Annotated in this window: 10 protein-coding genes and 3 pseudogenes; 8 read left to right on the forward strand and 5 right to left on the reverse strand. The window is 69.1% G+C overall.

The window, feature by feature from the left end; genetic code table 11:
- Window positions 1–628: 628 nt before the first annotated feature.
- Window positions 629–1,074, reverse strand: a pseudogene (locus ACZ6TU_RS37735) (IS200/IS605 family accessory protein TnpB-related protein); the annotation flags it as partial.
- 230 nt (window positions 1,075–1,304) lie between these two features.
- On the opposite strand from ACZ6TU_RS37735, the gene ACZ6TU_RS37740 reads away from it, so the two are divergent.
- Together ACZ6TU_RS37740 and ACZ6TU_RS37745 are read left to right on the forward strand one after the other, a co-directional pair.
- Window positions 1,305–2,003, forward strand: coding sequence for an SDR family oxidoreductase (locus tag ACZ6TU_RS37740; protein ID WP_469553300.1), 699 nt, complete (start codon window positions 1,305–1,307; stop codon window positions 2,001–2,003).
- Between the two features lie 503 nt (window positions 2,004–2,506).
- Window positions 2,507–3,337: an enoyl-CoA hydratase/isomerase family protein gene (locus ACZ6TU_RS37745; protein ID WP_469553301.1), complete on the forward strand. Its 831-nt coding sequence runs from the start codon at window positions 2,507–2,509 to the stop codon at window positions 3,335–3,337.
- 324 nt (window positions 3,338–3,661) lie between these two features.
- Here ACZ6TU_RS37745 and ACZ6TU_RS37750 read toward each other — a convergent pair whose 3' ends face one another.
- Both ACZ6TU_RS37750 and ACZ6TU_RS37755 read right to left on the reverse strand, forming a co-directional pair.
- Window positions 3,662–4,465, reverse strand: a complete 804-nt coding sequence (locus ACZ6TU_RS37750; RefSeq protein WP_307049833.1) for a nuclear transport factor 2 family protein — start codon at window positions 4,463–4,465, stop codon at window positions 3,662–3,664.
- Window positions 4,454–5,389: pseudogene (locus tag ACZ6TU_RS37755) on the reverse strand (NADP-dependent oxidoreductase); the annotation flags it as partial. The pseudogene ACZ6TU_RS37755 and the gene ACZ6TU_RS37750, both read right to left, overlap by 12 nt.
- Before the next feature lie 87 nt (window positions 5,390–5,476).
- Between ACZ6TU_RS37755 and ACZ6TU_RS37760 the strand changes: the two are divergent.
- The 4 genes and pseudogenes from ACZ6TU_RS37760 (at window position 5,477) to ACZ6TU_RS37775 (ending at window position 7,751) form a co-directional block, all read left to right on the forward strand.
- Window positions 5,477–6,487 carry a GlxA family transcriptional regulator gene (locus tag ACZ6TU_RS37760; RefSeq protein WP_469553302.1) on the forward strand — a complete coding sequence of 337 codons (1,011 nt, stop codon included), beginning with the start codon at window positions 5,477–5,479 and terminating at the stop codon, window positions 6,485–6,487.
- 387 nt (window positions 6,488–6,874) lie between these two features.
- Complete coding sequence (locus tag ACZ6TU_RS37765) at window positions 6,875–7,246, forward strand: SDR family NAD(P)-dependent oxidoreductase (protein WP_307038877.1); 372 nt, start codon at window positions 6,875–6,877, stop codon at window positions 7,244–7,246.
- Window positions 7,225–7,611: pseudogene (locus ACZ6TU_RS37770) on the forward strand (SDR family NAD(P)-dependent oxidoreductase); the annotation flags it as partial. The gene ACZ6TU_RS37765 and the pseudogene ACZ6TU_RS37770, both read left to right, overlap by 22 nt.
- The gene (locus ACZ6TU_RS37775; protein ID WP_218968829.1) at window positions 7,608–7,751 is read left to right on the forward strand and encodes a hypothetical protein; all 144 of its coding nucleotides are present in this window, start codon (window positions 7,608–7,610) and stop codon (window positions 7,749–7,751) included. The pseudogene ACZ6TU_RS37770 and the gene ACZ6TU_RS37775, both read left to right, overlap by 4 nt.
- 164 nt (window positions 7,752–7,915) lie before the next feature.
- On the opposite strand, the gene ACZ6TU_RS37780 is transcribed toward ACZ6TU_RS37775, so the two are convergent.
- Window positions 7,916–9,463 (reverse strand): long-chain-fatty-acid--CoA ligase, encoded by a 1,548-nt coding sequence (locus ACZ6TU_RS37780; RefSeq protein ID WP_469553304.1) that lies wholly within the window; start codon window positions 9,461–9,463, stop codon window positions 7,916–7,918.
- 29 nt (window positions 9,464–9,492) lie between these two features.
- Between ACZ6TU_RS37780 and ACZ6TU_RS37785 the strand changes: the two genes are divergently transcribed.
- Window positions 9,493–10,065 carry a TetR/AcrR family transcriptional regulator gene (locus ACZ6TU_RS37785; RefSeq protein ID WP_469553306.1) on the forward strand — a complete coding sequence of 191 codons (573 nt, stop codon included), beginning with the start codon at window positions 9,493–9,495 and terminating at the stop codon, window positions 10,063–10,065.
- A gap of 391 nt (window positions 10,066–10,456) precedes the next feature.
- Here the strand turns inward: ACZ6TU_RS37785 and ACZ6TU_RS37790 are convergent, their stop codons facing one another.
- Entirely contained in the window at window positions 10,457–11,323 is an 867-nt protein-coding gene (locus ACZ6TU_RS37790) for an alpha/beta fold hydrolase (RefSeq protein ID WP_469553308.1), read from the reverse strand.
- Window positions 11,324–11,541: 218 nt separating this feature from the next.
- Between ACZ6TU_RS37790 and ACZ6TU_RS37795 the strand changes: the two genes are divergently transcribed.
- A complete protein-coding gene (locus ACZ6TU_RS37795) occupies window positions 11,542–11,907 on the forward strand; it encodes a hypothetical protein (protein WP_469553311.1) in 366 nt (121 codons plus the stop codon).
- Window positions 11,908–12,048: the final 141 nt, after the last annotated feature.

Below are 12,048 nucleotides of genomic sequence, written 5' to 3' on the forward strand. Positions count from 1 at the left end.
GCGCGCGGTCTGCTCCGCAGACACGCCGCGCCGCCGCTACGCGGCGGATCCCCAACCCCCGCTCCGCGGGAGTTGGGAGGTGATCCACTCCGTGGATCACTGAATGGGTGTCAGGAGCGTGGAGAGCCGATCGCTCCGTGATCGGCTCTCCACGCTCCTTCAGCTCTGTTTAAAATCTGCAACTTGGCTTGTAGTTAAGGTATCTGAGTGGACGTCCGCTCCGCGGTCGTCCACTGGCTGGCAAGTAGGCGGGAGTGTGCCACGCGGCTCCTGTGAGGCAGGCCCCGGTCTGGAGAGGGAAGAAGCAGTTCAACCCGTTCTCCCACGGGCCGGACCTGGCCAGCACTCCCCATGCCTCCTGATGGAAGCAAAAAACTATGGAGTATCTGAGATGTTGTCTTCCCCTCTTCAAGGTCATGCGGCCTGATATCGAGTCAGTTTGGCTCGGGCAGTTCGCAGCAGAGTCACCTGCGCGGTTGCAACTATCTCTCGTGGAGGTCACGCAGATGGATCCGCGGGCCTGGCCCGATGTGCGTGACCCGGGCTTCGGACGGCGCTGGCGGACGCAGGCTGCGACGTTCTCCTGGAGCAGCAAGTAGGCGTAGAGCGTGGCGGCGTTGAACCGTTCCTAGAGACTGAGCGGGAGTGAGTCCTGTTGCCAGGCCCCCTGCTCAGCAGAACGCCCCGAACGGTGTTGGGTGTTCTGGTCCCCCGCGTTCGCTCCGCATCCGGCGCGCACGGATCGTGTCCGTGGTCCGGGAATGCGGGTGGCGGGTTCCCCCCACGCCCTGGGGCACCCGGTCCAGCCTGGACGGTCCGATGCCCCTGCTCATCACTCCGGTGAGCAGGGGGCGGTGCCGTCCGACGCCGGACCGGGTGCCGCAGGGCGCGCCTTCTGATCGCCACGGCGGCAGCCTCATGGCGAGTGGTCTTACGAGTCTTGGAGTTGAGGGGTTTCTGCCGTGCTGGGCGGCCCCAGCGGCTGGTGTAGGCCGGGTCCACGGCGAGGACCGCGATACCGGTCTGGTCGGTCATCGGGGTCAGCCGGGCACGCAGCCGGCCGGTGGGCTTGCCCGGGTCCTCTATGTCGCGGTGGAGCGCGGCGGATCTAGGGCACCATTCGCCTGTCTCCTTGACGGTGCTCCGGCCAAGGTGCCTGGCGCAGCGTCGTTCACCAGGCGGGTCGGTTGCGATCACTGACTCACCCTGCTTACTATTATGATCGTAATTTAATGTGTCTGGGCCACGTCAGGCCATGCCGTCAGCGCTCTGGTCATCTCCTCTCCACTTCACCGGGAACCTTCATGGACCTCTCCGCCAGTACCGCCCTTGTCACCGGGGCGAACCGGGGCTTCGGCCGGGCCCTCGCCGCAGAACTTCTCAGCCGCGGCGCCACCGTCTACGCCGGCGCCCGCAACCCCGACCAGGTCGACCTGCCCGGCGCCAAGCCGATCGCGCTCGACATCACCGAACCCGCCTCCGTCGCAGCCGCCGCCGAGGCCACCGGCGATGTGACCGTCCTGGTCAACAACGCGGGCTCTTCCACCGGTGCCGACCTGCTCACCGCCGACCTGGATGACATCCGCCTGGAGATGGACACCCACTACCTCGGCACCCTGTCGGTGGTCCGCGCCTTCGCACCCCAGATCGCGGCGAACGGCGGCGGGGCGATCCTGAACGTCCTGTCCGGCCTGTCCTGGGTCAGCTTCCCGGAGATAGGCGCCTACTGCGCCGCCAAGTCCGCGGAGTGGTCGCTCACCAACGCCCTGCGCGTGCAGCTCGCCGACCAGGGCATCCGCGTGGCCGGCCTGCACGTCGGCTACATGGACACCGAGATGGTGCGGGCGGTCGACGCGGAGAAGTCCGACCCGGCCGACATCGCGCGCATCGCCGTGGACGGCATCGCCGCCGGCGCCTACGAGATCCTCGCCGACAACGCGGCCCGCCAGGCTCAGGCAGCACTGTCCGGGGGCGTTTCAGCACTCTACCCGCAGCTCCCCTGAGGAGCCGCGCCTCCACCGGCCCACCGCCAGGCGCGTCCGCCAAGGGACCGTCACGACGCAGCGGCACAAGCAACCGGTTCGAGGCGACAGCTCCGTCCGGGCGTGGTCATCACCAGCATGGCCGGATTCATCACCGCAGAGGGAAGCCGCCGCCGAGATTCTCGCGGATGGAGGGGAGGGCGCTAGCGACGATCAGGCTGTCCAGCCGAAACGGCCGGCGATGATTCCCCCGCATGTCGAGTCTTGCCTGCTGAGCGCTTCCCGACCTATTATATTATGATCATAAGATAAATGGTGGGAGGCGAGCGATGCCTCGCCATCAGCTCGAACGAACAGAGGCCACACCATGCCGCACACCTGCAGGCGGGGGCGGCACAACCGATGCATCTCCGACTGACACGTCGGCGACACCCGCACCCCACCAGACCCAACAGCCGCGTGGTCGCGGGACGCGATCACGGCCACGCAAGCCCAAGCCCCCTCCATGAAACGGAAACCACGCCATGAGCCAGCCCAGCACGATCCGCCTTGAGCGGACGACTCCGCGGACCGCGAGGATCACGTTCTCGAATCCTCCGGTGAACCTGGTGGTTCCCGAGTCGATCGTGACGCTGCACAAGATCGTCTCGGAGCTGGAGAACGACCCGGACATCCAGGTCGTCGTCTTCGCCAGCGAACTCCCCGACTTCTTCATCAACCACTTCGACGCCACCGCGGCCGCCGACATCCCCGCGCCCGAGCACGAGGACGACAACCCGCTGTGGACCGACATGGTCCTGCGGCTGACCAAGACCCCGTTCGTCAGCATCGCGGCCATCCGGGGCCGTACCCGGGGCGCCGGCAACGAGCTGGCCCTCGCCTGCGACCTGCGCTACGCCAGCCGCGAGAAGGCGTTCTTCGGCCAGCCCGAGGTCGGCCTCGGCCTCGTCCCCGGCGGAGGCGGCGGCGAGCGGCTTCCGCGCGCCCTCGGCCGCGACCGCGCGCTGGAGGCGATCCTGACCAGCGCCGACTACGACGCCGACACCGCCGAGCGCTGGGGATGGGTCACCCGAACCCTGCCCGACGCGGAACTCGACGCCTTCGTCGACGCGACCGTCGTCCGCCTCGCCTCCTTCGACCGGCAGGCACTGGCGACCGCCAAGTCCCAGGTCAACCGGGCGACACTGCCGCCGGACGCCCACCTGGTCGCCTCCTTCGGCGAGTTCGCGGGCACCCTGACGCAGCCGGGATTCGCCGCGCGCGCGGTCGGGCTCGGCGCACTGGTCGCCGAAAAGGGCCTCGACGTCGAGTACCAGCTGGGCGAGTACATCGGCCGGGTCAGCGAAGCCCTCTGATCACCCACCACCGACCGCAGCGCCCCACAGGGCGCCCGTGGGTGCCGCGACACCCCGGGCAGCGTCCATCCCCCACCCATCAGGGTTCCCACGGCGGCCGGGCACGCCTCAACGGCAGCCCGGCAGCCGGCTTCCCGGCCGGAGGGCCCCGCCGCACCCACCGGTCTCCGAACACGGAAAACGCGACGGCCAATGTCCCACCGTCGTCACGTGCAAGTGGACCGAACGTTCGGTTCAAGAGCGACGGGATCGACTGTTCGGGGATCGCCGCGCTGATGGCCTGATGCCGGGGCTGGACACGATTCGCCCCGCCCCCGGCGGCTGTCAGAACATCGTGTTGTCGTTGGCGGCGGTCTCGGGCACGGCCTGTTCGGAGCTCCAGTGCTCGACGATCCTGGCATCGCGGACCCGGAAGAGGTCGATGACCGACCGGCCACGCTCGCCCGGCGTGTCGACGTAGTGGCTGTGCACGGCGACCAGGTCGCCTTCGGCGATGACGCGTTTCGGTGTGACACTCGACTGCGGGAACTTGTCGAAGTAGCTGCCCAGGTCGGCCTTGAGGCCGGCCGCGCCGTCGGAGATGTTCGGGCTGTGTTCGTGGTAGTCGGCGCCGACGTAGGCGTCGATGGCGGTCAGGTCCTTGCGGACCAGCAGCTGGTCGACGAACGCGGTGACCAGTTCCTTGTGGTAGGCGGTGAACCAGCGCTGCCCGACCGCGTCGGTCCGCGGCTCGCTGAGCGTGGCGAACATGTCGTTGCCGCTGGCCGTGGTGGCGGGCACTTCCTGAATGACGTCCCAGTGCTCGGCGATCTTGCCGTCCTGGAAGCGGAACAGGTCGAACACGGCCAGACCCTCGGTGCCCGGCACCATGACGTAGCGGGAATGCAGCAGCACCAGATCGCCGTCGGTGATGATCCGGCGGGGCTCGAAGGCGGCCTGCGGGAACTGCTGTCGCATGGCGCCGCTGAAGTACTTGAGGGCGTCGGCTCCGTCGGGCGCCAGGGGGTTGTGCTGGATGTAGGAATCGGGCCGCACGACCCGATCGACGATGGCCGTGTCGCCGAGGACGAACACGTCATGCAGCAGTTGGCTGGCAACGTGTGCCTTGCTGTCTCGGACGGTCAGCACGATCTTGCCGGTGGTGCGGCCGGTCTCGCCGAGCGTGTGCGCCTTCGCAGCCTCGGCGAGCGGGAAGGTGGCCTCGACGTGGGCGCGCAGTGCGCCGGTCTCGACGAGGGCAGCGATGGCCTGCATGCCGGCGTGGTCGGCCTCGACCAGCAGCGACTCGTAGCGGATCCCCCGCTCGGCGATCGCCGCCAGTTCGCCGGCGTCGACGGGTACCGGAAGGATCGAGACGAGGGTGCCGCCCGGGCGCAGCACGGCCACGGATCGGGCGCGGGCGGCGGAGTCGCGGGAGATCGGGTCGAGGACCACGTCGATGTCGCTGAGCACCTCGGTGAAGTCGACGCTGTGGTAGTCGATGACCTCGTCGGCACCGAGGGATCGCAGGAAGTCGTGTTTGGCGGCGCTGGCGGTGCCGATCACGTACGCGCCGCGGGCCTTGGCGATCTGCACGGCGAGGTGACCGACGCCGCCGGCCGCCGCGTGGATCAGGACTCGCTGCCCGGCCCGGACGCCGGCGGTGTCGACCAGTGCCTGGTAGGCGGTCAGCGCGGCCAGCGGCAGCGCACCGGCCTGGACGTGGTCGATGCCGGCGGGCTTGTGCGTGAAGACGCGGGCCGGCCCGGTCACGTACTCGGCGTGCGAGCCGACTCCGCCCGGGTAGGGCAGCATGCCGAAGACCTCGTCGCCGGGCTTGAACAGGGTGACGCCCACGCCGACGGCCTCGACGACGCCGGAGACGTCCCAGCCGAGCACCAGCGGCATCCGGGCGATGGTCGCGGACTGGGCACGGTTCCCCCAGTCGGTCGGGTTGACCCCGGCCGCGTGGACGGCGACCAGGATCTCGCTCACCCCTGGCGCCGGTTTGGGCAGCAGGGTCTCCTGCAGCACGTCGGGGGCGCCGTAGGTGTCCTGGCTGATGGCTCGCATGGTTTCGGTGTCCGTCATGGGCCCAGCCTGGCCGCCGTCACAGGCCCCTACAATGGCGTGATCGCCAATTTTCGACGGGATCCTGCCGTGATCAAGGTGCACCGCGTCGTTGTCCTCGCCTCGCACGGGGTGTACCCGTTCGACCTGGGCATTCCCCACCGCGTCTTCGGCGCTGCGGACGGCCGCTACGAGGTCGTGACCTGCAGCATCGACGGTCACCCGGTGCGCACCAACGCGGACTTCTCCATCAGCGTCGATCATGGCCCGGAGGCGTTGCGCACCGCCGACACCGTCATCATCGCGCCGTTCCACACCGGCAACCCCCGCCGTCAGACGTCGGTCGACCTGGCGCAAGTCCTCGCGTACGTGGCCCCCGGCACCCGGATCGTGTCGACCTGCACCGGCGCCTTCGTGCTGGCCGCGGCGGGGCTGCTCGACGGGCACCGGGCCACCACGCACTGGCACGCCACGGGCCTCTTCCGGGAGTGGTACCCGCAGGTGGACCTCGACCCGAACGTCCTGTTCGTCGACGAAGGCGACGTGCTGACCTCGGCCGGTGCCGCTGCCGGCATCGATGTCTGCCTGCACCTTGTCCGCAAGGACCACGGGAGCGAGATCGCCAACCGTGTGGCCCGCACCTGCGTCGTCCCCCCGTGGCGCGACGGGGGCCAGGCGCAGTACATCGAACACCCGGTCCCCAACGCAACGGCGAACGACACGTCCGCCGCCCGGCAGTGGGCGCTGCAGAACCTGCACAAGCCGCTGACGCTGAGCGACCTTGCCGAGCAGTCGAACATGAGCCTGCGCACCTTCGCCCGCCGCTTCAAAGAAGAAGTCGGCTTGAGCCCCGGACGCTGGCTCATCCAGCAACGCGTCGACCGGGCCCGGCAGTTGCTGGAATCCACCGACCTGCCGGTCGACGACATCGCCGGCCAGGTCGGCTTCGCCGGCGGCACCTCGCTGCGCGAACACCTGCACGCCGCCATCGGCGTCACACCACTGGCCTACCGGCGCACCTTCCGAGGCCCACTGGCAACGAGCCGCGCCGCCGCGGCGGATGCCCGGCGGGACGGTCAAGCACGTCGCCCTCGACCGTAAAATTATGCACGTCATACCATCGGCCATGCCGGGAACCGGTATCGGTCGCGCGTATGACAGCAAACGCACCCGCGAGTCGAGCTGTGGCCGAACACGCTGATCCTCAACCGGGCCGGCACCGACATCGCCACCCGCGCCAAGGACATCGACAACGGCATCGCCGACGTCGTCACCGTGGGCTCGATGGCACTCGCCAACCCCTACCTGGTCGAGCGCATCCACCTTCTACGGCGGCGGCGCGGCCGGCTACACCGACTACCCCACCCACACCGCCTGACCACAGCCCCCGGCGCCCGAGGCAGTCGCCTTCCTCGGGCGCTTCGGCGTACGCACGGCGCAGCCAAACAGCGGTGAACATGCACTCGCGACGCGAGCGGTGCGCCGTCGATGACCACGAGGTCCCCTCCCGCGGCTCCGCATCCGGACTCGCCGCACGGGACGTGGACTCAGCCCCATCCGACAAGGTCGTACTCATCACCGGCGGGACTCGGCAGCGCCACGGCCCGAACCCTCCTCTCCCGCGGCGCCCAGGTCGGCATCGTGGATCTGCGTCCGGACACGCCGGAGATCGCGGCCGGCATCTCGTCGTCCCACGTCGTCGGCTCTACCGCGGACGTCTGCGACCGCAGCGCGCTCGACGATGCCGTGGCCCACGTGTGTGAGCGGTTCGGGCGGGTTGACGTCGTGATCTCGAACGCCGGCATCATGGGGCAGGGCTCCACACGCCCGCACCCGCGGTCGACAAGGTGCTGGCCGTGAACATCAACGGAGTCGTCAACACGGTCAGCGCGGCGATGGAGCAGATCATCGCCAACCAGGGCCAGGTCGTCCTGATCAGTTCCGTCCTCGCCTTCCTCAACGGTGTGGGGGCCATTCCCTACGCGATGAGCAAGTCCGCGGTCGAGCAGCTCGGGCGCGGACTGCGCGTGGAACTCGCCCGCCACGGCGCCTCCGCCACCACCGCCTACTTCTCTCTGATCCAGACGGACATGATCAGAAACGGCGTCGACGCGGATCCTGCGATCACTGAGATGCTAGCCAGGACATCGCCGCGGCCGCTGCTCAAGCGCCTGGAACTGGACCAGGCCGCCGAAGCCGTCGTGCAGGCCATCGAACACCGTTGACCCCGTGTGATCCGGCCGGCTCGCTGGCCCCACTGTCCGTGCTGCGAGGAGTGATCAACCCGGCGATCGACGGGCGGCTGGCACAGGATCGCGTGCTGCACGCGATCCTCGGCAAGCTCGACGGGCGGTCAGGCCGCTGAGCAAGGTCGCAGCGGGCTGTCGGCACCGAAGCCGACCTGGCCCGCGATCTCGTCCGCCGGCAAGTCGGTGGTCTCCAGGAGGCCGTCGCATCCGGACCCACCTCGGGGACGGCTGCCTGTCTTGCTGTCTGGCTCTGCCGCCTGGGCCGAGGCAGCCGGCCTGATCAGGAGAGGTGGCGCTTGAGGATCTTGCCGGTGGAGGTCAGGGGCAGTTCGTCGACGAACTGGACGATGCGCGGGTACTTGTACCCGGCGAGCCGTTCCTTCGCCCAGGCCACGAGCTCGTCCTCGGTCGTGCCGCTGCCTGCCTCGCGCACCACGACGGCCTTGATCTCCTCGCCGTGGGACTCGTGCGGTACGCCGATCACAGCGACCAGCGAGACCGAAGGGTGCTCCATGAGGACTTCCTCGATCTCGCGCGGATAGACGTTGAAGCCACCCCTGATGATCATGTCCTTGGACCGGTCGACGATGTAGTAGAAGCCGTCCTCGTCCCTGCGGGCGAGGTCGCCGGAGCGGAACCAGCCCTCTTTGATCGCCTCGGCCGTCGCGCCGGGCCGCTTGTAGTAGCCCTTCATGACGTTGTGTCCCCGGATCGCGATCTCCCCGATCGCCTCGCGGCCACCCTCGGCATCCGACCAGTCATCGCGGATGAGCTTCATCTCCACGCCCGGAATGGGCACACCGATCGAACCGACGCGGGGCTCCTCGCCGAAACGGGAGAAGGACGCGATCGGCGAGGTCTCGGACAGCCCGTAGCCCTCGAGGATCGTCACACCGAAGCGGTCCTTGAACTGCTTGTGGATCTCGGCGGGCAGCGCCGCGCCACCGGCCACCGCCACGCGCAGGTTCGCCGCCAGGCGGGCGACGTCGACCGTCTCGTCGAGCGCCGCGAGCAGACCCCAGTACATCGTCGGGACCCCGGCGAAGAACGTCACGTCGTGGGCGAGCATGAGACGCAGGGCCGCCTGCGCCTCGAACCTCGGCTGCATCACGATCGTGCCGCCGAACGCGAAGGCGCCGTTCTGGACGACTGTCTGGCCGAAGGCGTGGAACAGCGGCAGCACACACAGATAGGTGTCGGGGCGCCCGGGATCGGCGGCGAACAGGTCGCGGCCGACGAGCGCGTTGTCGTACACGTTGCGGTGCCGCAGCTCCGCGCCCTTGGGGTGGCCGGTCGTGCCGGAGGTGTAGAGGACCACCGCGGTGTCGTCCTCGTCGCGCTCGACCGTACGGAACGTCACGGGCTGCTCGGCGACGGCCGCCTGGTACGACTCTGGTGCCCCGCCCCCGGCCGCGCCGCCGCTCTCGATCAGGAAGAACTCGGTGCAGCCATCGGTCGCCCGGAACCCCTCCCACGCGGCCTGCGCGATCGCAAGCTCCGGCGTGCCCTCGAACGCGAAGTACGCCTTCGCGTCCGAATCGGCGAGGTGGTAGGCGATCTCGCCAGACCGCAGCAGCACATTCAGCGGCACGACCGCTGCGCCGGCCTTGAGGATGCCGAAGTAGACGCTGGAGAAGTGGGGCACGTTGGGGCAGGACAGCGCGACCTTGTCGCCCGGCTGGATCCCGCGCGAGGCGAGCAGGTTCGCGACACGGTTGGCGGCGGCGTCGAGAGCGGCATACGTGATGCGGTCGTCACCGAAGACGATCGCGGTGCGCTCCGGGTGTCGGGACGCGGTGTCAGTCAGCAGTCGTGGGATACGAGGCAATGGCCCGGCGGAGTTGAGGGAGGAACCCTGTGGCGCGCTACGCCAAGGAGCACAAGCAGGTCACGCGGCAGCGGATCATCGAGCGGGCCGGCCACCGGTTCAAGCAGGACGGCATCGACGGCTCCGGCATCTCCACCCTGATGTCCGACGCCGGGCTCACCAACGGGGCCTTCTACGCCCACTTCGAGTCCAAGGACGACCTCGTCGCCCACGTCGTCGCCGAGCAGCTGCGCACGCAGGTCAAGCAGTACGACACGCTGCGGCCCGGCCGCGAGGGACTCGAGGATTTCATTCGCTGGTATCTGTCGCCCGAGCACCGGGACAACCCCGGCGACGGCTGCCCGTCCGCGGCCCTGCTCGACGAGATCGGCCGCTGCGGTGACGCGACCAAGGATGCCTACACCGACGGCGCGAGGGCCATCCTGGACGAGCTCGCCGCCCGTCTGGCGCCCGAGGATCCGCAGTCCGCCCGGGGGCAGGCCATCGGGCTCTACACCATGGCGGTGGGAACGCTGCAGCTGTCCCGCGCGCTCTCCGACCGGAAGTTCTCCGACGAGGTCCTTGAGCAGGGGATCGAGAACGCCCTCGCCTTCGGGCGATGACGGTCAGTACCGGCTGGGTGAGCACCTGGCATGGGCCGGGACGCCGGCGCCGTGCACCCGCGTTTGCGCGCTCAGCCTGAGCGGGTGGTCCCTGGGGCGACTGCGCTCTCGGCAGCGACACCGACGCGACGGTCCTCCGCTCGTACGGCGGCCGGCGTCGCGCGCGTTCGGCAGGCGCCGCAGCGGCAGCGCACTCCGGGGCCTGGCGCCCGGACGGGACGCCGACCACACCGGTCTCCGCGTCGCCCTCCTGCACGACAACCGCCTCGGCGCCGTTTGACCGAGAAGCGAGCAGGTCAGTCACGTCGGACAGGTGACAGAGCCGCCCGCCCACCCGGGCGTCACGGCTCTGACCCAGTCCTCGGCCCGTACAGACCGCACCGCGGCCCTACTACGGTCGGCCGAAGAACTCGAGAGCCGTCGGCACGAACTGCTCGTGGTACTGGAAGATGCCGCCGTGGCCGCCGTCGGGGTAGATCACCAGCTCGGAGTTCGGCAGTCGCCGGTCCATGTCGTACGAGTTCGACGTCGGAACCATCCTGTCGTGGTCACCGTTGGCGACAAGCACGGGGATCTTGATGACGGACAGATCCTGCGGCCGTGCCAGCCCCCAGCGGTGGATGGCCTTGAGCTGGGAGAAGTAGGACTTGAGAGCGATCGCCTTGTCGCGGTCCTTGGTGCGCTCCTTCAGACGGGCCAGGAACTCCTTGCCGGCCCGAATCCCGTTCGGGGTGCGGGTGAAGAAGAGGAACTGCTTCACGTCCTGGAAGGTGAGCAGTGCCCGGAGGGTGTCGAAGTGGGAGATCCGGGTGACGTTCTTGATGCCCTCGCCTCCGGCCGGACCGGTGCCCGCGAGGATCAGCCTGCGGATGAGCTGCGGGTCGGTCTGTGCGATGACCTGGGCGATCATGGCGCCCATCGAGAAGCTGAGGACGTCGACCTGCTCGAAGCCCAGCGCCCGGATGAAGGTGACGGCGTCCTTGGCCATCTCCTCGATCGTCTTCGGCGTCTCACCGGTTGACGCGCCCACGCCCCTGTTGTCGAACGTGATCACCCGGTGCTTGGCGGCGATGCCGTCGACGACCCTGGGGTCCCAGTTGTCCAGGACCGCAGCGAGGTGGGTGATGAAGATGACCGGCATGCCGGTGCGGGGGCCGAGGTCGCGGTAGGCGAAGGTCACTCCGTCAGCGGTGACGGTGCGGGTCTGCGCGTTCTTGTACGACGTCACCACGTCGCCTCGTGTTTCGCGTGCGTTCACGGTCGTGCCCTTCAATGTGAGGATTACCGCCACTGTGCGCCGGCCTACTGCTTCCTCGCAGGTGGGCGCAGAGCGATTCCCGGGTCTCCCGGCTGCGGCTGCAGTCCGGGGTCGGCGGTCAGAGGAGGCCCAGGAAGCGGGAAACCCCTTGGATCAGGTCCCTGAACAACCCGCCACCATTGAAGTATGACCGTAATTTCATCAGGGTGCAAGGGGGCTTGCCGAACGCGATGCACAGCGGCGGAATCACGGGTTCCCCGGGCGCCGGGGTGCACCAGCACAGCGAACCACCAGGGCAGGAGCGGCTCACCCACGCCGGCGGCCACGAGACGCTGGTCGTGACCGGCGAGCCGTGGCCGTCCTGCCCCGGACCGGGGACAGCCGACGATCTGCACGACGGTTTCAGGACCTGGCTGCGCTCCGGGTTCCAGGACGAGGACTGGGCCGGAGGGCGCACCGTGGACCACGACGACGCCCGCCTCAGCCCCGAACCCCCCGCCACCGGTACGGCGCACCTCCCGCCTGCACCCGCAGCGGACCTGGTGCAGCGCTTGCGGCGCTCGTCGGCAACACCGTCGGCCTGACCGGGGAAGGCCGCTTCATGGCGCTGGAGCTCATGGGGCGTCAGATCGCACTCCTCGACGCCCTCCGGAAGCTCGACCGGCCCATCGTCGTCCTGGTCCAGGGCAAGCCCTCGACCCTGCCCGCCCGGGCGCACCGAGCCG

This window comes from Streptomyces sp. NPDC052064, from assembly GCF_055585925.1.

Bases quoted from the DNA above. Each gene is read 5' to 3' on its own strand.
- ACZ6TU_RS37740 (WP_469553300.1), top strand. From the start codon at position 1,305: ATGGACCTCTCCGCCAGTACCGCCCTTGTCACCGGGGCGAACCGGGGC.
- ACZ6TU_RS37745 (WP_469553301.1), top strand. From the start codon at position 2,507: ATGAGCCAGCCCAGCACGATCCGCCTTGAGCGGACGACTCCGCGGACC.
- ACZ6TU_RS37765 (WP_307038877.1), top strand. From the start codon at position 6,875: ATGACCACGAGGTCCCCTCCCGCGGCTCCGCATCCGGACTCGCCGCAC.